General features: G+C 42.2%; 16 protein-coding genes. All 16 read right to left on the bottom strand.

Annotated features, from left to right (window positions below; genetic code table 11):
- Window positions 1-3: 3 nt before the first annotated feature.
- From NIS_RS04985 to NIS_RS05060, 16 genes are read right to left on the bottom strand one after another with little or no spacing between them, the layout of a single operon-like run.
- A complete protein-coding gene (locus NIS_RS04985) occupies window positions 4-696 on the bottom strand; it encodes a 2,3-bisphosphoglycerate-dependent phosphoglycerate mutase (protein WP_012082294.1) in 693 nt (230 codons plus the stop codon).
- Window positions 697-1710: a type I glyceraldehyde-3-phosphate dehydrogenase gene (gap, locus tag NIS_RS04990; protein ID WP_012082295.1), complete on the bottom strand. Its 1014-nt coding sequence runs from the start codon at window positions 1708-1710 to the stop codon at window positions 697-699.
- Window positions 1711-1761: 51 nt separating this feature from the next.
- Entirely contained in the window at window positions 1762-3150 is a 1389-nt protein-coding gene (locus NIS_RS04995) for an MBL fold metallo-hydrolase RNA specificity domain-containing protein (protein WP_012082296.1), read from the bottom strand.
- Window positions 3140-5539, bottom strand: coding sequence for a phosphoenolpyruvate synthase (gene ppsA, locus NIS_RS05000; protein ID WP_012082297.1), 2400 nt, complete (start codon window positions 5537-5539; stop codon window positions 3140-3142). Before ppsA ends, NIS_RS04995 begins: the two co-directional genes overlap by 11 nt.
- A gap of 9 nt (window positions 5540-5548) precedes the next feature.
- Window positions 5549-7459 carry an acetate--CoA ligase family protein gene (locus NIS_RS05005; protein WP_012082298.1) on the bottom strand — a complete coding sequence of 637 codons (1911 nt, stop codon included), beginning with the start codon at window positions 7457-7459 and terminating at the stop codon, window positions 5549-5551.
- A 12-nt stretch (window positions 7460-7471) separates the two neighbouring features.
- Window positions 7472-8296, bottom strand: coding sequence for a lipoyl synthase (gene lipA / locus NIS_RS05010; RefSeq protein ID WP_012082299.1), 825 nt, complete (start codon window positions 8294-8296; stop codon window positions 7472-7474).
- Window positions 8280-8846: a lipoyl protein ligase domain-containing protein gene (locus tag NIS_RS05015; RefSeq protein WP_012082300.1), complete on the bottom strand. Its 567-nt coding sequence runs from the start codon at window positions 8844-8846 to the stop codon at window positions 8280-8282. Before NIS_RS05015 ends, lipA begins: the two co-directional genes overlap by 17 nt.
- Entirely contained in the window at window positions 8846-9754 is a 909-nt protein-coding gene (locus tag NIS_RS05020; protein WP_012082301.1) for an aldolase, read from the bottom strand. The genes NIS_RS05015 and NIS_RS05020 overlap by 1 nt, the downstream gene beginning before the upstream one ends.
- Entirely contained in the window at window positions 9751-10671 is a 921-nt protein-coding gene (locus NIS_RS05025; protein WP_012082302.1) for a TIGR00730 family Rossman fold protein, read from the bottom strand. Before NIS_RS05025 ends, NIS_RS05020 begins: the two co-directional genes overlap by 4 nt.
- Window positions 10672-10673: 2 nt before the next feature.
- Window positions 10674-11915, bottom strand: a complete 1242-nt coding sequence (locus NIS_RS05030) for an MgtC/SapB family protein (RefSeq protein WP_012082303.1) — start codon at window positions 11913-11915, stop codon at window positions 10674-10676.
- Entirely contained in the window at window positions 11912-14599 is a 2688-nt protein-coding gene (locus NIS_RS05035; protein ID WP_012082304.1) for a plasma-membrane proton-efflux P-type ATPase, read from the bottom strand. The genes NIS_RS05030 and NIS_RS05035 overlap by 4 nt, the downstream gene beginning before the upstream one ends.
- Entirely contained in the window at window positions 14599-15918 is a 1320-nt protein-coding gene (locus NIS_RS05040) for a dihydrolipoyl dehydrogenase family protein (RefSeq protein ID WP_012082305.1), read from the bottom strand. The genes NIS_RS05035 and NIS_RS05040 overlap by 1 nt, the downstream gene beginning before the upstream one ends.
- Window positions 15915-17141 (bottom strand): 2-oxo acid dehydrogenase subunit E2, encoded by a 1227-nt coding sequence (locus tag NIS_RS05045; RefSeq protein ID WP_012082306.1) that lies wholly within the window; start codon window positions 17139-17141, stop codon window positions 15915-15917. Before NIS_RS05045 ends, NIS_RS05040 begins: the two co-directional genes overlap by 4 nt.
- Window positions 17131-18108, bottom strand: a complete 978-nt coding sequence (locus NIS_RS05050; RefSeq protein ID WP_012082307.1) for an alpha-ketoacid dehydrogenase subunit beta — start codon at window positions 18106-18108, stop codon at window positions 17131-17133. The genes NIS_RS05045 and NIS_RS05050 overlap by 11 nt, the downstream gene beginning before the upstream one ends.
- On the bottom strand, window positions 18095-19066 hold the full coding sequence (locus tag NIS_RS05055; protein WP_012082308.1) for a thiamine pyrophosphate-dependent dehydrogenase E1 component subunit alpha: 972 nt from the start codon (window positions 19064-19066) through the stop codon (window positions 18095-18097). Before NIS_RS05055 ends, NIS_RS05050 begins: the two co-directional genes overlap by 14 nt.
- On the bottom strand, window positions 19059-19400 hold the full coding sequence (locus tag NIS_RS05060) for a carboxymuconolactone decarboxylase family protein (protein WP_012082309.1): 342 nt from the start codon (window positions 19398-19400) through the stop codon (window positions 19059-19061). The genes NIS_RS05055 and NIS_RS05060 overlap by 8 nt, the downstream gene beginning before the upstream one ends.
- Window positions 19401-19427: the final 27 nt, after the last annotated feature.

Raw genomic sequence — 19427 nt, forward strand, 5'->3', positions numbered from 1 at the left:
CTCTTAATGATTGTAAGTAGTTTTGTTGTAAATTACCAGTTCTTTTGTCAAATCATAAACGATAGGTGTCCCCGTTGGGATCTCTATTTTACTTACATTCTCTGGTGCGATGCTTTCAAGATACATTATAAGAGCTCTTAAAGAGTTTCCATGAGCCGCAATCATAACGGTGTCATATGCCAGTAGTGCCGGAACAATCTCTTCATAAAAATATTCTACTACTCTTTCTCTCGTATCTTTCAAAGATTCGCTCTTAGGATGGTATCCAATATCTTCATATTTTGGATCGAGGGGATAGCGTTTGGCGTAATCGGGCTCACTCTCTTCGATCGGAGGAGGAGGTGTATCATATCCCCGCCTGACAGCCATGAACAGTTCTTCACCATATTTAGCTTTCACTTCCTCTTTGTTTTTCCCTTGCCAGTCACCATAATGGCGTTCATTCAACTTCCAGCTTCGGATAACATCGATATGCTCCCATCCAAGTTCATTCAGAGCGATTTGAGCAGTATGGATTGCACGTTTGAGATAGGAGGTATAACATATATTTGGATAAATGTTTGCTTCTTTGAGTAGTTCACCGGCTTTTTTCGCTTCAGCTTTTCCTTTTTCACTGAGCTCTACATCGATCCATCCTGTAAAAAGATTTTTTGCATTCCAAACGCTTTGTCCGTGTCGTATAAGAACCAGTTTCATCTACATCCTTTCTGCGATAAAATCAGCAAGTTCAAGAAGTCGGCCAGAGTATCCATACTCGTTGTCATACCATGCAAAGACTTTTACTTTGTTTCCATCCACGACCATCGTTGAGAGTCCATCGATGATAGAGGAGTGTGGATTGTTGACGATATCAGTTGAGACTACTTCATCATAGGTGATTTCCAAAATACCTCTTAGCTTACCATTCATCGCCTCTTCAAAAGCCCTGTTTACCTCCTCGACGGTTACCTCTTTTGCTAACGTCGCATTGATGTCGGTTATCGCCACATCAGGAACGGGAACCCTCAAAGCCAATGCATTCATTTTTCCCTGAAGTTCCGGGATCACTTTTGTCGTAGCAATAGCAGCTCCAGTGGTGGTTGGGATGATGTTGGCAGCTGCTGTTCTTCCTCGTCTATGTTTTCCTGGATTTTTTCTATCCACTACTGCCTGAGAGGAGGTGTAAGCATGTACAGTTGTTACAAGAGCACTCTCTATTCCAAAGGCATCGTGCAGTACTTTGATAGCGGGTGCCAAAGAGTTCGTAGTACAACTGGCATTGGAAATCACGTCATGTTTGTCTGGATCGTACCAGTCTTGATTTACACCCAAAACAATAGTAAGCTCTGCATCTTTGCTAGGAGCAGAGATGATAACCTTTTTTGCTCCGGCTTTGAGATGTTTTGCCGCATCATCCCTTTTTGTAAAGTGGCCAGTACACTCAAGAACTATGTCGACACCAAGTTCACTCCAAGGAAGTTTTTCCGGATCTCTACCTGTAACTAGTTGAATTTTTTGATCTCCAACTTTCAGATAATCTTCACCATATTCGACAGGTGCCGGGAACTTTCCATGAACAGAGTCAAATTTGAGCATATATGCCAAATCTTCTGCCGTTCCGCTTCCTCCGTTTGCTACAGTGATTTCGATATTTTTTGGTTTGTTGACGATATAGTGCCAAAGAACCATTTTTCCTATTCTTCCAAGTCCGTTAATTGCTACTTTTTTCATAAAGACTCCTACATTTATTGTAATTTTGTATATATTTTAGCTGTAAATTGATTAAAGATGAATAATTTCACCCTGTTTGACAATGTGAACTTTCTTGTGTAATGTTTTGATCAAATGTTTTTTGAATACCTGCTGCTTATCCTCTTCACCATGTATTAAAAAGATTTTTTCGAGTCCATGGACTTTTCCTGCCCATGATGTAAGTTCATTTTGATCTGCATGGGCTGAAAAACCGTTAATTGTGAAAATTTTTGCCCGGATGGCGATCCGTTCGCCATATATTTCAATAAATCGAGCTCCCTCTATGATATCTCTCCCAAGGGTTCCTTCAGCTTGATAACCTACAAATATGACACTGTTTTTGGGATCCCAGATGCGGTGCTTGAAATGGTGTAAAATCCTTCCACCATTACACATACCACTACCAGCTATGATGATATTTCCGCTTTTTTTCGCATTGATACGTTTTGATGCATTGGTACTGGTTGCAAATCTCAGATGTGGAAAATCGAAAGGTGCTGGTTGATGTTTACAGTAATCTGAGAGTAAGTGGCGATATTTTTGATAAACATGGGTAGTTTTAATGGCCATTGGACTATCAAGATAGACTTCTGTGTGAGGAGGAAGTTCACGATGGTCGCTCATCTCTTTCAAGATACACAATATCTGCTGCGTTCTTTCAATAGCAAAAGAGGGGATTAGTACATTTCCTCCCCTTTTGAGGGTCATCATAATGGCTTCTTTGAACTCCTTGACACTCTCCTCATAATTTTTATGAAGTCTATCCCCATATGTACTTTCTATGAAGAGATGTCTAGCAGATGTGGGATCGGTAGGAGGTGGATTGAGATGTACCTGACGGTTGCCAAGATCTCCACTGAAAATCACCTTCTTATGTACTCCGTCATCTTTATATTCTATTTCTAAAAATGCCGAACCGATAATATGCCCTGCATCCTTATAGCGTACCGCGATGTTTGGTGATAGCTTGATATTTTGCCCATATTTAACGACACGCCTCGGAAGTTTCAATGCCGCTTTGACATCCCGTTTGGTATAGAGTGGTTTCTTAACCAGATCCTCTTCGCCTCGTCGCTGAGCTTTTCTGAAGGCTGTCTCGAAATCTTCTTGCATCAAATGGGCAGTATCGAGAAGAACGATTTTCATCAGTTCAAAGGTGGCTGCGGTAGCTATGATTTTCCCACGAAACCCTTCTTTGTATAGCAGAGGAATCCGACCTACATGGTCCAGATGTCCATGAGTGACGAGAAGATAGTCAATCTCCTTTGCATTGAAACCAAGAGGCTCATAGTTTTTCCACTCATCCAATCCTTGAAACATACCACAATCTATAAGCGCTTTCGTGCCATCGTCAAATTTTACGAAATGACATGACCCTGTAACGACTTCAGCTGCACCGTAACTTATCTCAATCGTCATTTTCCATCTCCGCTACATCTTTGATGATTTTTAGGACACTATCTGGGTTGAGACTCATCGATTCGATACCGATTTTGACTAAAAACTCTGCAAACTCCGGATAGTCTGAAGGAGCCTGACCGCAAAGCCCGGAGTATTTGTTGTGTCGTTTTGCACCTTCGACTGCCAGTTGAACCATCTTTTTGACACCTTCATCTCTCTCGTCATAATCAAACGCTACAATTTCGCTATCTCTGTCCACTCCCAAAGTGAGTTGCGTGAGGTCGTTCGTTCCTATACTGATACCATCGTACACTTCAAGAAACTCATCTATTTGAATAACGTTGTTTGGAATTTCACACATCATGTAAATGGGAACATCTCCTAAACCGTGTTCGATCATCGCTTTTTTGACCCGTTTTGCTTCATCCACTCTTCTACAAAATGGAATCATCAAGACGATATTCTCAAATCCCATCTCTTCAATCGCCCGTTTCATCGCTTTACATTCAAGTTCGAAACCTTCGGCATAGCTTGGATGGGTATAGCGTGCCGCTCCTCTAAATCCCAGCATCGGGTTGTCTTCGACAGGTTCAAAATGTCTTCCTCCCAGGAGATTTGCGTATTCGTTGGATTTGAAATCACTCATACGAACGATGCACTTTTTCGGATAGACGCAGCTTGCAATTGTCGCTACCCCTTCACTGAGAGTCTTTATGAAAAAGTCCTCTGCATCCCCTTCAAAAGGAAATGCAAGTTCATCGATCAAAGCACGTTCAGTATCACTTAGCATCTCTTGGTGTTTGATCGCCATTGGGTGTGCTTTGATGTAATTGTTGATGATAAACTCCATTCTTGCCAGACCTATCCCATCAACAGGAAGCTTTGCAAGGCTGAAAGCCAGCTCTGGATTGCCAAGATTCATCATGATTTTTGTTTTTGGTCGAGGGAGTTTGGAGATATCCACTGTCTCCACTTCATAAGGGAGTATTCCCTCGTAAATTTTACCTATTTCACCTTCGGCACAGCTTACCGTAACAGGCTGATTGTCATGGAGTACTTTCGTAGCGTTTTTTGCTCCAACCACTGCCGGTTTTCCGAGTTCTCGGCTGACTATTGCCGCATGACAGGTTCTTCCGCCCGTTTCTGTGATGATGGCACTCGCCTTTTTCATAACGGGTTCCCAGTCCGGGCTTGTCGTGGGGGCAACGAGTACGTCACCTTCATTGAATTTGTCCGCTTCAGCCATGGAGAACATAATTTTTACTCTGCCGGCCCCTATCTTTTCACCTACGGCATTACCGGTTAAAAGAACTTTGCCTTTTTCTTTGAGGCGGTATATCTCAAACTGGGTAACCTTTTCTTGAGAGTGGACCGTTTCCGGACGTGCCTGTACCATGTAAAGCTGTCCATCCATTCCATCTTTTGCCCACTCCATATCCATCGGCGTATATCGATTGTTTACTTTGCTGTAGTGCTCCTCTATCTTCATAGCCCAGTCTGCTAGCTGCAAAATATCCGCATCGGTGATGGAAAATTTCATTCTTTTTTCAATCGGAGTAGGAATGTTTTTGGTGAACTGTTCGGCCAGATTTGCTTTTTCAAGAGTTTCGCTAAAAATCATCATCTTCTCTTTAGATCCTCTTTTTCTTTTCAAAACGGCCTTGTTCCCTTTTTTAAAGGTCGGTTTATGGACATAGAACGCATCTGGATCGATAGTACCTTGCACCACATTTTCTCCAAGCCCCCATGCAGCGTTGATGAAAACGACATCTCGAAAACCGGTCTCTGTATCGATACTGAACATCACGCCGCTGCTTCCAAGATCGCTTCGTACCATTTTCATGATCACCACAGAGAGATACACTTTCATTGGATCGAATTTATGGGTATATTTGTAACTAATGGATCTATCTGTAAAATTTGATGCCAAGCACATTTTGTATGCCCATAAAAGATTTTTATTGCCTTTGATATTGAGATAGGTCTCATTCTGACCGGCAAAAGAAGCAGTAGGGGAGTCCTCTGCCGTTGCAGAGCTTCTGACAGCCAGACTCACATCTTCACCATATTCGCTTTTAAGCTCTTCATATCCTTTCACAATCTCCTCTTCAAGATCCTTTGGAACTTCCGCTTTCATAATCATCTCACGGGCTGTTTTGCCTACCTTTTTCAGCTGATCGATATCATCTGGGTCGAAATCCTCAAAGAGTTTTTGTAAAGGCTCCCATAAATTGTTCACATCCAGATAGTGCCTGTAAGCAGTCGCAGTCACGGCAAATCCGTTTGGTACCTTGACGCCTAGAGGGGTGAGATGGTTGTACATCTCACCTAGACTCGCATTTTTACCTCCGACTTCTGCTACATCTTGTATCCCTATCTCTTTAAACCATTTAATATATTCGCTCATCGTTTCTCCTTATAGTATGTTTGCCACATTTTCCAAATCGTTGAAATAGAGGATTTTTTCTTCTTTAAAGTATTTAAAAGCCTCTTCAAAGGAGCCCTCACCAAAAAACACCGGAACAATATTCTCTTTTTTGCCAATGGTTTTGGCAATTGCCAAACCATCCGTCATCAACTGTGGTGTTGCCAGAATGAATATGAGAAGATGGGGCTTGTACAAAATCTCAAGTGCCGCTTTGTAACGGTCAGCCGTCGCATCGCCTATGATATCCACGGGATTGTTGTGCGACCATGTTGGCGGCAAAACGGCATTGAGCCGTTCAATCTCATCATCACTCAGTGCATATACTCTTTTGCCCTGCTGTACCACAATATCGGTCAAAATAGTGCCAGGACCTCCCGCATTTGTAATGATAAGCACCTCTTCGTACTGGTCGAATTTTGGAGCGAAAATCAGTTCATCGATATCTTTTTTGATTAACGCTCCTGCCGCGAAGCTGAGTCCCACCAGCATCTCATAGCTTCCACTGATGTTGCCGGTATGGGAGAATGCAGCTTTTTTCGCCTCTTTGGTTTTTCCCGACTTATATACAAAAATCGGTTTTTTAGATTCTCTGATCGCTTTGAGATACCTTTTACCATCCTTTAGTCCTTCGGCATAGATATTGATGAAGTGACACTCCTCTTTGGCGTTTAGTTCCTCGATCGCATCGGCAAAATCAAAATCAGCCATATTCCCTAATGAGATAATATGAGAAAAGCCGATGGAGTGGGAGGTGGCTTTATCGATGAGTGCGGCAAGGACCGCTCCAGATTGGGAGACAAGACCTATGTCTCCAGGCAAAATATCGGTTTTGGCAAATGTGAGATTGAGCCTTTTTGAAGCGTTGTAGATTCCGAGACAGTTTGGCCCGACAATATTCATACCATATTTTTGTGCTGTCTCGCTCATCTGCTCTTCGGCTTGCTCGTTGCCACTCTCCTTGAAACCTGCCGAAATCACTACAACGTTTTTGACTCCTTTTTGCCCGAGCTGCTCCAACAGATCCAACACATATCCAGGAGGTATGGCAATGACGGCAGTGTCGATAGAAGGAAGTTCCTCTACGGAATGGTACACTTTTTGATCAAAAAGTGTATTTAGTCTAGGATTGACAAAGTAGATGTTCGCATTGCTTTTAAGAGCATTTTTAGCAATGGCATATCCTACTTTTTCAGGCTTGTCGGTAGCACCAAATATCGCTACGTTCTCATTTTCAAACAGGTCATAGACTCGTTTTCTTCTTTTGTGGTGAAATTTGCTTCCTCGTTTGATTCTTGCATCCACTGCAACAAAACCATCATCTGTATAGATGAGGGGGTTGATATCAAATTCGCTGATATTCTCTTCGAGAAAAAGTTGTTGAAACTTTTGAATCGTATCCAAGAGATATTCGATTTTGTACTCTTTGCCTCTGAAATGTGGAAACATTTTCGATACTTTTGTAGTTTTAAAGCTTCTTAAAATCTCATCTTTGTTTGCATACACATCGATATAACAGATATCTTTAAGGATTTCAAGCATTACACCGCCCTTGCCAAAGAGCAGGACCTCCTCAAAAATAGGGTCGTAAATGCCGCCAATGTAAAACTCTTCGCCATGTAGCTCTTCTTCTACGATGAATCTGTCGTTTAGATCCAAGAAAATGCCGTGAATTTGTAAACTGTTGATGATTTCTCTTTTTGCTTCTTGCAGTTCATCCATAGAATGAATGCCAGTGCGGACTCCTCCTACATCGCTTTTATGGACTACCTTGTCGCTGGCTATCTTCAATACGGCCGGGAATCTATCAAAACTGAGCATGTGATCAATTTCATAAACTGCATATTTTGGTACATTTATCCCATAGCGCCGCAGTAGCTCATAAATTTCAAACTCTTTCATTATCATCAACCTTTAATATAGATCTGCATAGTAGCTGCTTCGAACCAATATTCCACTGATTACATGTTCAATACCGCACTCTTTTGCTAAATGCGCCAATTCGTCAAACTCCTCTTGTGTATAATACTTTTGCACCTTTGCGTTGCTGGATGAGGGCTGTAGATACTGTCCGATAGTCAGCTGCGAAACTCCTGCCTGTACCAGGTCTTGAAAACTTCGGATGAGATCTCGTTTTGTCTCACCAAGTCCCACCATCACAGAACTTTTCGTTTTTATGCCAGATGTTGTATAGGTCTCAAGAACCTCCAAACTTCTTTTGTAACTCCCGGCGCTTTTTATTCTTTTAAAAAGAGGCTCCACCGTTTCGATGTTATGGGCCAATTTGTAGGGATTTGCATCGATGACTTTTTGCACTGCCTTTTTGTTTCCTTGAAAGTCTGGGGTAAGGAGTTCCACTTTTGTGTAAGGATTCTCTTTTTGTATTGCCTGGCAAACGGCGTAAAATTGGTCAGAGCCAAAATCACTCAAATCGTCTCTATCTACTGATGTGATCACAACATAGGAAAGTCCCATCTCTTTTACGGCCTTTGCTATTCGCGTTGGCTCTGTTTCATCTATTTCTTGGGGTTTCCCGTGAAAGACATTGCAAAATCTACACCTTCTTGTACAGATATTTCCCAGAATCATAAAAGTAGCAGTGCCTCTTGAAAAACATTCTACGATATTTGGACATTTTGCCGATATACAGATGGTATGAAGCGAGTGCCGGTCTAATACGGTTTGTGTTTTTCCGATGAGTTCTGGTGAGGGTGCTTTGACTCTAGGCTTTAAAACCATACTCTACCGCCTTAATCGCTAGCGTTTTTGCTGTTTCCATATTCACATTATATCCCTCGTTTATTAACGAAGTTGCTTTGATTCCACTCAAGCCACAGGGAGCTATTTTGTTGAAGTTTTCCAGATGTGGATCCACATGAAGAGAAACGCCGTGTTTGCTAAAACCTCCGGTATAGCGGAATCCTAAAGAGGCAATTTTTCTGTTTTGGATATAGTAGCCTGGTTTTTTCTTGTCATACTGAATGTTTTTGTCAAAAAAATGAAAAAAATAGTCCAAGGAGCAAAGCACTTTCGCATAGAACTTTGGCGGATTTGGGACACGAAAAGCAAAATAGAGCATCAAGCACCCTTCATCGAAGTAGGTAATGGAACCACCTCTGTCTGTGCGTATTACCGGCAAATCAGTTTCGTAGTTTTCACTTCCTATCGTATAGACAGGATGATGCGTACAGAGTAAAAGATGGTCCTCGTATTGGGCTTTTTGTATGAAATCTTCCAAGACTTCATTGCACTTTTCGTATGGCAGCAGTCCCAAATCGACAATCTTCATTATGCTTCCAAAATTTTTATCGCTTCATCGACGCTTTTATCTTCACAAGTGATGGCATAGATGGCATTAGCCATTTTGATAGCCTCTTCAAGAGGTCTTTGATGGATATTTCTTCCTGTACCGTTCCCTCTTGTACCACCGATATGGATCTGATCGTAGAGCTCTTGCAAAAAGGTTCTCTCATCTATTTTTTTGCCCCCTTCACACAAAACGCCACAATTTCCGGCAGCAACTGTCGCTTCAATAAGCAGTTCCGGTATGAATTTTCCATCTTTATATGGAACTTTCACTTTTGCAAAATCGGCTCCCAGACAGAGTGCCACTCCGGCAGCACCGGCTATCAGATGGGGATCATGTTCATCTTTTACAAAATTTCCTTTGGGGTACATCCATAAAACGGCCAGGTATCCATGTTTGTGGGCTGTGTGAACGATATTGGCAGCCTCAGTGAGCATACTGTGTTCATGTTCGCTTCCAAGATAGACTGTATATCCAAAACCTTGGAGGTTGATACCGCTGTATCTTGCAAACTCTATCGCTTCTTCAACCTCGATCCATTGCTGGGAATAGGGATCTTTTGCAGAGTATGGGATAATGTTTGTTTTTGAATTGAGTTTGATGAGATATGGAATCTTTTTGTAATCTGGGGCATATCTGCTGATTAGCCCAAACTGTGTGGCAAAAACGCCGACTTTCGCCTTGGAAGCGATTTTGAAAAGATGCTCGGGGTTGTTGTCTTCCAGTGGAATGCCGGGACCATAAAAATCATTGTTGAGATGCTCGACCTTTTGGTCGCCTGCAAAAAGCATGAGTCTGCCAGTACCATTTGTCGTCTCTTGTAAATGGGCTAAGAACTCTCCCTTTTTTTCAGGAGGAACATCTGCAGGGATTAGTTTTTCCAGATTCATGATTTATCCTTTATATTGTCAAATAGATCCAATCCTCTCTTTTCATACCAGCCCAGAATATACTCCCAAGCCTCTTGTGCATTTTCTTTGAAAGTAAAAATGTGCAGATCTTCTGGTTCTATCGTTCCTTCGTCTACTAAAAATTTGAAATTGATGAGTTTGTGCCAATACTCTTTCCCCACTAAAACAACGGGAATGGGCCTGTTTTTATGTGTTTGTATGAGTGTGAGAGTTTCAAAAAGCTCATCGAGTGTCCCAAAGCCTCCCGGAAAGACAACCAGTGCACATGCCCTATGCAAGAAATGCAGTTTCCTGATCGCAAAATAGTGAAATTGAAAACAGAGCTCCGGCGATACATAAGGGTTTGGAAACTGCTCGTGAGGAAGCTGTATATTGAGCCCTATGCTTTTTGCACCTACATTATAGGCTCCTCTATTGGCTGCTTCCATAATGCCAGGACCTCCTCCTGTCATCAGCGTCAACGTGTTGTCTTCGGGTCCTTTTCCAGCTTCCCCAACCAGTTGACCAAAATTTCTCGCTTCTTCGTAATAAATGCTCTTTTCTACCATCTTTTCAGCGATTCGCAATTCTCGTAAAAGCTGTTTGGAGTTTGGTTCTTTGTTTACAAGTTTTTGAATTTTGTTCAATTCATTCAAAGCAGTTTTTGGTTCTTTGATTCGGGCACTTCCAAATACGACAATGGTATGTTTGATACCATACTTTTTCATGATGAGCTCTGGTTTAAGATAATCCAGTTCTAATCGAACACCTCTTGTATCGTCACTCATTAAAAATCCCACATCTTCCATCGCCAATTTGTATGATGGGGAATCGAATATTTTTTGTAATAGCTCTTCTACTTTTGGCTCTTCCGTTTTGGGTTTGGGTTTTTGCCAAGGAAAAGATCTTTTTTTCATCATTACACTCCTATGAATTTCATCAGCTCTGGGCTGATAATTGTAAGAATCCCTAGAATGAAAAGCCATATCGCGGCAATTTTTGGCCTATTTTTTCCAAAAACGAGAGCATAGATCGCTTTTAAAAAATCATTTGAACCACTGGCTATCAAAATAGCAGTCGAGATATGTTCTGTTGTAATTGTGTATTTACCTGTAAGCAAAGAGAGAACGAATGGATCTATATCGGTAAAACCGATGATAAATGAGAGGAACTGAAGTCCTAAATTGCCGTAGTTGTGCACTACAAAATTGGTCAAAAGAATCATCAATATAAAAAGTGCTGCAAAAACAAAAGCGGTTCCCAGTTCAAGAGGGTTTCTGTCATCAAACGGTGCATTATTGTTTTCAGGCTCTTTTTTATGCAGATACAGAGCTACCGCCGATCCCAGCGTAAAAAGTCCAAGCATGGGAATCACTAAATGTTTCGCTACCTCCAAATTGAAAATTGTGGCGATAAGTAAGAGTCTGATGTACATCATCGCAGTAGCCATAATGATAGAAGCGTTGACTATTCCTACAGTTATCTCACTCTTTTTGGCAAGTACCACTGTCGTTGCAGTGGAAGAGTAGAGACCTCCTAAAATACCTGTAAGAAGATACCCTTTTTGTTTAAAGATATATTTCTGTGCGATGTAGCTACCATAACTGATTCCAGAAATCACAACAACCACAAGCCATATTTTAAAAGCGGAAATATTTAGATAAGGTATTTTCGTATGAGGCAGAATGGGTAGGATTACCGCACTGAGCAGTAAAAATTTTCCAAGTGTTTCAAACTCTTTGATATTGAGCTTGCCAAAAAGAAATTGAAGCGATCTGTTTGCGTTGAGTAAAAAAACGATTAAGACAAATACGAGGGTTGGAAGCCATATATCAAAACGTTCAATCTCGGGACCAAAACTGTACACAAGAGCGATGAGTAAAAATGAGATGATAGAGGCTCTCTCTTCATTGAGTTTATGAAAATAGTAGATTGCATAGATTCCAAAAAGGGTTGAAAATCCTATGATGTAGAGTGTAAAATCGATTTTAAAAAAGAGATAACCTAACATACCGATAAAAGTGAAGGTTCTCGTCGAACCTATATGGGTTCTTTTTTCTATACCTTTATCGATTCTGTAGGTTTTTAGCTCCAGCCCCACCAAAAAGGAGAGGGCTACTACATAGAGTAGATGAATAAGCTCATTGGGAACGAAATTCATATAACTTCTATTCCTTTTACTTTTCTATAGTATTTAAGTACCGCCATTTTCACTGCGTCGTTGAAAACAAACCAGGTAAGGGCATAAGCCCACATAAATATGGCCCAGTCCCAGCCTATTGGCATCATGAGACCAAAGCCGTACACAGCGATGATCGTTCCCAGGACTCTCGTGGAAAATGTTGCTCCAAACAAAATCCATGATGGCCAAGGACGTTTGAAAAACCAGTCATCGATACGGGTATTGTATATCGTTCCGTGTCCTGCTATCACCATCTTTGCAAAAAAGATAGATTGCACAAAACTGAGCCATGCATCGTTGTCTTGCATATTTACCCATATAGGAACATCGGGTAAAAAGTGAGCCGATTCTGGATGGGTTTTTAGATAGACCATCACGATATAAAAGATCAAAAAGGAGCTGATTACACCCGCAACACCAAGCCAACTTGAAAGTACCAACATCTCATGCATATCCCAACGCACCGGCATTTTTCTCACCTTTGTATTGTCATAGGCGATTGCCAAAATAGGGATATCATTTAAAAGGGCCAATACGATGATCATAATGGCGGTCAAGGGATAAAAGTTAAATACCACGATGGCCAAAGTCATAAAGACAATGATACGAATCGTCTCTGCAATTCTGAAAATGGTGTAGCTTTTCATTCGCTCAAATATGACACGGGCCTCTTTTATGGCATCTACAATCACCCTTAGACCAGGTGCCATCAAGATAATGTCTGCTGCCGCTCTAGCCGCATCGGTGGCACCGCTTACCGCTATGCCGGTATCTGCTTTTTGCAGTGCAGGAGCATCGTTTACGCCGTCACCCGTCATACCTACGATGTGATCCGCTTTTTGTAGTTCATCAACGATAAAATATTTGTCTTCTGGAAAGACCTGTGCAAAACCGTTTGCCTGCTCGATAAGAGCTATGATTTCGCTTTCATGTTTTTTGACTGTTCCTGGAAGTAACTCTTTTTCATGGAGCTCTTTTCGCACCTCTTTGACGATCTGCCTTGTAAGAAGTTCGAGTTTTTCATTACTGATATCGGGATTGGTAACTTTTAAAAGAGCCTGGGAGATCACTTTTGCCAGTATCTCGTACTCTCTTGTGCTTTGACCGCGAAGCTCTTGGATATCGAGAATGTTCTCGCCTATTCCCAAAATTTTGGCAATATATCTGGCTACGGCAATATTGTCGCCGGTAACCATCTTCACTTCCACTCCTTTAGCCTTTGCCTCTTCAACGGCCTCTTTGGAATCCTCCCTTGGTGGATCGTATAGCGGTATGAGACCTACAAAGTGAAATTTCTCTTCATCACACTCTTTATAGGCGACACCAAGGGTACGAAATCCGTTTTCTGCAAACTCTTCAATTTTGAGATTGATCGTATCTTCGTTGAATTCGCTTGCATCACAAAGCGCCACAACCACTTGAGGAGCACCTTTGACTGTCACGATACATTTTCCGTTTTCATCTTCGGCAACGGCTTCCGTCCTTTTTCTGACCGGATCGAAAGGTACAAATTTGGTAACACTATATTTTTGTGCAAGTTTTTCAATTCCATGCTCATCTGCATATTCGAATATCGGTTTTTCTATTGGATCGTTGTTTTCGCGTCTACTGGCAAGTACGGCATATAAAAAAAGTTCGCTTATATTGTGAGTATCGGTAACATATGGTTCAGCTATGGTCATTTGGTTTTTCGTTAGAGTCCCTGTTTTATCTGAACACAATACATCCATCCCCGCAAGCTCTTCTATGGCAGCTAAACGACTGACAATTGCCTGCTTTCTCGCCAGACTCAATGCACCTATTGCCATGGTAACCGTCAAGACAGTAGGGAGTGCAACAGGAATAGCTGAAATGGTTAACACAAGAGAAAAAACAAGAAGTTCATAGGGGTTTTCATGCCGTGTCAATCCAAAATAGATAATGATAGCTATCATGACGATGGTAATGGCTATGAGAAAATTGCCAACACGTATCACCATCTGTTGAAAGTGGCTTCTTTGCTCTCTTTGGGCTTTTGCCACAAGACCTACCGTTTTTCCAAAGTAGGTATTAAGACCTGTATTGACCACGATACCTACCATTTCGCCCTGTTTGACAATAGTGTTAGAGTAGGCTATATCGTCATTTTTCTTATGAACCGGAAGAGACTCTCCTGTTAAAGCGGATTGATCGACTAGAGCATAGTCTCCCGCATCGACAATTTTCAAATCTGCTGGAATAATATCTCCAATTTTAACCTTGACGATATCTCCAGGCACCAAATCTTTTGCCAAAACCTCTTGCCACTTGCCATCTCGTAAAACGACGGCTTTTCTTGCCAACTTTTTTTTCAGTACTTTGATTGCATTCAATGCTTTAGACTCTTGGTAAAAGTCTAAAAAGGCATTCACAAAGAGCATAATGAGGATGATGTAGAACTCTTCCCAGTGTCGCACTGCCGCAGCTAAAATAGCCGCGATCTCTATCATCCATGGAATAGGTCCCCAAAACCTTCTAAAGATTCTGTGCCAAAGAGGTTCCTCTTTTTCAGGGATCTCATTAGGACCATATTTTTGAAGTCTCTTCTTTGCCTCTTCCTCACTAAGACCCTTTTGTACATCGGTCCCCAGTTCGGCCGCAACGTGGAGAGAAGTCAATTTTTCATAATATTTCGTCTCTTTCATCAAAATCTCCTCAGTGCTCTCTCTATTGCTTCAGAAAAGGTCGGGTGAGCATAGATCGATTGTAGCGCACTTTTGACATCCATTTCAGCAACCAATGTTGCACTCAGTATACCAACCAGCTCTTCTGCATGAGGAGCCAGAATCTCTGCACCAATCAAAAAGTTCTCTTTGTCTGCATAAAGCACCACTGCTCCGTCAGTTGCATCCGTTAGGTGTGAAAGAGCCAAAGCGGAGAGTGGGAAAAAGGACTCTTTGTATTCGACATGTTGTTTTTCCAAAGCAGTTTTAGTCAATCCGATAGCGGCATACTGCAAGGGGAGGGTATAGAAAAATTTTGGAATGTTATCAAGGTTTAACCGCTCTTTTTTTCCAAGTATTGTCTGGACAACATTGAGAGCCTGCGCTCTTGCCGCATGGGCCAGCATCAGTTTTGCATTGCAATCGCCTATGGCGAAATGGTTTGGAAGCGTCGTTTCAAAGTACTCATCGGTAACAATCCCTTTTCCCACTTTGACGCTATCTGTTTTTATCACATCGACATTTGGCCTTCGGCCTGTAGCGACAAGGAGTTTGTCGAATTCATATATATCTTTGTCGGTCGTAACTTTAGCTCTTTTGTTATGGGCTTTCGCTTCCAATACCGATGTGTTTCTCATCAAGTGGACACCAAGTTTCTCTAGTCCTTTTTCGATATTTCCCAAGAGCGTAGGATGGATTTTCTTGGAAATATGTTCATGCCTGAAAATCAGTGTCGTCTCAACACCGCATGCGCCAAAGAAACTTGCCATTTCCAATCCGATCGCTCCGCTTCCGTATATGGCAATGGAAGAGGGGAACTCTTCCATATTGAGCACTTCATCACTTGTAATAACTGTCTCTTTGTCATACTCGATTCCATCAGGGATGAAAGGATGCGAACCTGTGCCAATGACCACATATTTTGCTGTATAGGTTGTATCATCCACCTCCACTTTTCCGGGAGCCACGAGATATCCTTTGCCCTCTACAAGTTCCACTCCGGCACTGACACACTGCATCTGGATCGACTTATGAGCCTTTTGGACCACCTCATTCTTCTCCTGGACGGCTACTTTTAGATTGAGCCTGTCTTTGTGTCTGGTAAAAGGTTTTTGTCTCAGCTTCACTTCCGTTTCGGCCAGATGCAGAAGATGTTTGGATGGTATACATCCGTTGTTAAGACATGTTCCTCCTATATGTTCCATATTCTGCTCGACAAGCATAACATCCAAACCATGTTGTGTAGCAACGATTGCTCCGGCGTAATTGAGTCCTCCACCTATAAAGATGATATCTTTCATCCGTTTCCTTTAAAACTGTTTTTTAGATCACTCACAAATTTTGCAGCATCCACTCCATTTAAAACTCTGTGATCAAATGTAAAGGTGACTTTTATTTTTCCATTATTCAGTGCTCCAAAAGCAGCAATACCAGAATCTTTTTTATTGATCATCGCGCTAAAACGGTCAATCCCAAACATTCCAAGATTACTGATTCCAAAGGTTGAACCACTCAGCTCTTCTGCACTATAATTTCTCTTTTTAAGCCCTCGGACCCACTCATCTATCTCTTCTAAACTCTTTTGCTCGGCATTTTTGCACACCACCATAAATAGATCATTCCCTTTTGCCACAGCTACACTGATATTTGATGTGGGATAGACGAGATACCGTTCACCATCCAGGACAGCTCTTGTCAAAGGGTGCCGCTGCATAACATCGGCTATCGTTTTAATAAACACGGAAGTGAGCTTTACATCCTCATATGGCTTAATATCAAAGGTCTCCATAATCAAATAGGTTGGTTTTTTCGTGGAGCCTTCAACATTCTGTTTCACAGCTTTTTGGTTGGAAGAGAGGGGAACAGGTTTTGGAATGTTGTTTTTGAGGATGAAGTCCTGTACCTCTTTTTCGTTTATTTTATGATCCATCGAGAATTTTTTTGCATCGATTTGGTACTCCTGCAACAGATGCAGCGCTTTTGGCGTAAAGTATCTTTTTAAAAGCTCTTCGTTGATATCTTTAAGGTGAGCTGGTTTTGGCAAAATACCCTCTTTTTGAAGAGACTCTATATCGATGTTGGCCTTTGCAGCCGCTTTTTTTGCCGCTGGCGAAGCGTAGCCTTCCACTGAAGGCGATGTGGATGTGGGCATCAACTCTTGAAGAACAGGGGGAACTTCGCTTTTTTGAGGAGTCTGTGGTTTAGATTCCTCTTTTTGCACAACTGTTTTCTCTTTTGGCTGCTCTTTTTGTTCGGAAGCCTGTGTTTTTGTGACAGGCTCTTTTACCTCCGTATCGAGAATCGCAATTGGTTCTTTGACAGGAACCTCGTCACCCTCTTTGACAAGCAGTTTTTTTACCACTCCATCCTTGAAGGTTTGCACCTCCATTATAGCCTTGTCGCTCTCCACTTCCGCAATCACATCCCCTTTATGGACAACGTCTCCCTCTTTTACATGCCATTTGATCAACTTTCCTTTATCCATCGTATCCGACAGGACCGGCATAACAATTTTATAATCCATTGTTTCGCCCCCACATTTTGATGTGTGCGACAATTTTATCAGGAGTAGGGATGGATGCTAGCTCAAGAGTTCTGTTGTATGGAACCGGCACATCTTCTCCGGCTATCCGAAGAGGAGGAGCGTCCAGTTCATAAAAGAGCTCTTCTGTGATTCTTGCAATCACTTCGGCCCCATATCCCCCGGTTTTGTGATCCTCTTCTACCAAAACAACCCGTTTTGTCTTTTTGACAGACTCGGAAATCGTTTTCATATCAAGAGGTCTGAGAGAGTTTAGATCGATCACCTCTACGCTGATTCCAAGCTCTTTTTCGATTGTAGGGACTGCTTCGAGCACATCGTATCGCATTTTAAGATAGGTAAGAATCGTCAGATCTTTTCCCTCTTTGACAACTTCGGCTTTGAACGGATCAAAATCTTTTTTTTCTTCAAACTCCATTTCCATAGGATAGAGCAGTTCATGCTCCAAAAAGATGACAGGGTCGTTGAGAAAAATCGCATGTTTTAGGGCATGGTAGGCATAGGTTGCATTGCTTGCTGCCAAGACTATGAGTCCAGGAATGGAAGCATAGAGTGTCTCATAACTTTCACTGTGCTGGGCTGCAAGCTGTCTTGAGACGCCTCCTGGTATTCTGATAGTCAATGGAATCGTCATCTTTCCGCCGCTCATATAGCGAAATTTTGCAGCATGATTGACGATTTGATCCATTGCAAGGAGTGAGAAGTTGACGGTCATAATCTCCGCAATCGGTCTAAGACCCCCGATTGCCATTCCTATGGCATTTCCTACGATGCTAAGCTCCGCAATCGGCGTATCGATAACCCGTTTTGGTCCATATTTTGCAAAGAGTCCCTCGCTGACACGATAACTTCCACCATATCTTCCAACATCTTCGCCCAATATGACGACACTCTCATCCGCCTTCATAGACTCATCTATCGCTCTGTTTAACGCCTCACGATACAACATTGCTACACTCCTTACAGTATACATCTTCATAGAGTTCACTTAAATCAGGTTCAGGTGAATTGGCAGCAAATTCGATAGCCTCTGCAATCTCTTGTTCGACCCTTTTGTCTGTCTCATCAAAATAGCTTTCTTCCACAATTCCCAAAGCGATAGCCTCTTTTTTGAGTTTTTCTATAGGGTCTCGTGATTTGAAAATCTCCATCTCCTCTTCGCTTCGATACTTGCCGTTGTCGCTCATGGAGTGGCCTTCATAGCGATAGGTTTCCGCTTCGATAAAATATGGCCCTAGACCATTTTCAAGATACTCCTTAGCCTCGGTGACAGCCTTGTAGACTTCACACACGTCCATGCCGTCAATGCGTTTTGCAGGCATATAGTTTTTCGCTTTGTTGAAAAGCTCTTCAAATGGACTCACCCATCCGATGCGAGTACCGATAGCGTAGTAGTTGTTCTCGCAAAAAAAGATGATAGGTAATTTCCAGGCCGATGCTATGTTGATACTTTCGAAAAAGGCTCCTGCATTACTGGCACCATCGCCAAAAATGGCAAAAACTCCGGCATTTTCTCCCTCTATCTTTCTTGCGTAAGCACACCCTGTGGCGATTGGCAGATGTCCCGCCACGATCGCATCGCCTCCGTAGAAACTCAGCCTTGGATCGAAAAGATGCATCGATCCGCCTTTCCCTTTGCTTATACCGGTAACTTTTCCAAAAAGCTCCGCCATCACCACTTTTGGATCCATACCTCTGGCGATTGCCAAAACATGCTCTCTGTAGTGGGTAAAGACATCCCCTTTGTCAAATGCTTGCATACTTCCAACACTGCAGGCTTCCTGCCCGATATCCAGATGCAAGAACCCTGCAATGTTCCCTTTCATATACTCCTGCTTGGCCGCAATCTCAAATTCTCGGCCAAGTTTCATAAGATAGTAAAATGTTTTTACTCTTGCACTATTCATGGCTAAACTCCTCCAACGCTTCTTCCACCGGAGTCATATACATGAGTGCTGGACCTCCATGCATCAAAACAGCCTGCATCGCTGCTTCCAATATCTCTTCTTTGCTAGCACCGCTATCCAGAGCACCCTTGACATGTAAGGCAATGCACCACTCGCACTGGGCCGCAACTGCCAATCCAACATTGACAAGCTCTTTTTGTTTTGTACTTAAAGCTCCCTCTTTCTCCACACTTGTCATGAAACTCAGAAAATTTTTGATGCTGTCAGGCTGCTGCTGCTGCAATTTTCCGATAAGCCTTTTGATCTCTTCCAGTTTTTGCGTCATCTTGCCCATAGCCAACTCCTTTTTTAGATTAGTTTA

This window comes from Nitratiruptor sp. SB155-2 (assembly GCF_000010325.1).
Classification (GTDB): Bacteria; Campylobacterota; Campylobacteria; order Campylobacterales; family Nitratiruptoraceae; genus Nitratiruptor.

Bases quoted from the DNA above. Each gene is read 5' to 3' on its own strand.
- NIS_RS04985 (WP_012082294.1), bottom strand. From the start codon at position 696: ATGAAACTGGTTCTTATACGACACGGACAAAGCGTTTGGAATGCAAAA.
- gap (WP_012082295.1), bottom strand. From the start codon at position 1,710: ATGAAAAAAGTAGCAATTAACGGACTTGGAAGAATAGGAAAAATGGTT.
- NIS_RS04995 (WP_012082296.1), bottom strand. From the start codon at position 3,150: ATGACGATTGAGATAAGTTACGGTGCAGCTGAAGTCGTTACAGGGTCA.
- ppsA (WP_012082297.1), bottom strand. From the start codon at position 5,539: ATGAGCGAATATATTAAATGGTTTAAAGAGATAGGGATACAAGATGTA.
- NIS_RS05005 (WP_012082298.1), bottom strand. From the start codon at position 7,459: ATGAAAGAGTTTGAAATTTATGAGCTACTGCGGCGCTATGGGATAAAT.
- lipA (WP_012082299.1), bottom strand. From the start codon at position 8,296: ATGGTTTTAAAGCCTAGAGTCAAAGCACCCTCACCAGAACTCATCGGA.
- NIS_RS05015 (WP_012082300.1), bottom strand. From the start codon at position 8,846: ATGAAGATTGTCGATTTGGGACTGCTGCCATACGAAAAGTGCAATGAA.
- NIS_RS05020 (WP_012082301.1), bottom strand. From the start codon at position 9,754: ATGAATCTGGAAAAACTAATCCCTGCAGATGTTCCTCCTGAAAAAAAG.
- NIS_RS05025 (WP_012082302.1), bottom strand. From the start codon at position 10,671: ATGAAAAAAAGATCTTTTCCTTGGCAAAAACCCAAACCCAAAACGGAA.
- NIS_RS05030 (WP_012082303.1), bottom strand. From the start codon at position 11,915: ATGAATTTCGTTCCCAATGAGCTTATTCATCTACTCTATGTAGTAGCC.
- NIS_RS05035 (WP_012082304.1), bottom strand. From the start codon at position 14,599: ATGAAAGAGACGAAATATTATGAAAAATTGACTTCTCTCCACGTTGCG.
- NIS_RS05040 (WP_012082305.1), bottom strand. From the start codon at position 15,918: ATGAAAGATATCATCTTTATAGGTGGAGGACTCAATTACGCCGGAGCA.
- NIS_RS05045 (WP_012082306.1), bottom strand. From the start codon at position 17,141: ATGGATTATAAAATTGTTATGCCGGTCCTGTCGGATACGATGGATAAA.
- NIS_RS05050 (WP_012082307.1), bottom strand. From the start codon at position 18,108: ATGTTGTATCGTGAGGCGTTAAACAGAGCGATAGATGAGTCTATGAAG.
- NIS_RS05055 (WP_012082308.1), bottom strand. From the start codon at position 19,066: ATGAATAGTGCAAGAGTAAAAACATTTTACTATCTTATGAAACTTGGC.
- NIS_RS05060 (WP_012082309.1), bottom strand. From the start codon at position 19,400: ATGGGCAAGATGACGCAAAAACTGGAAGAGATCAAAAGGCTTATCGGA.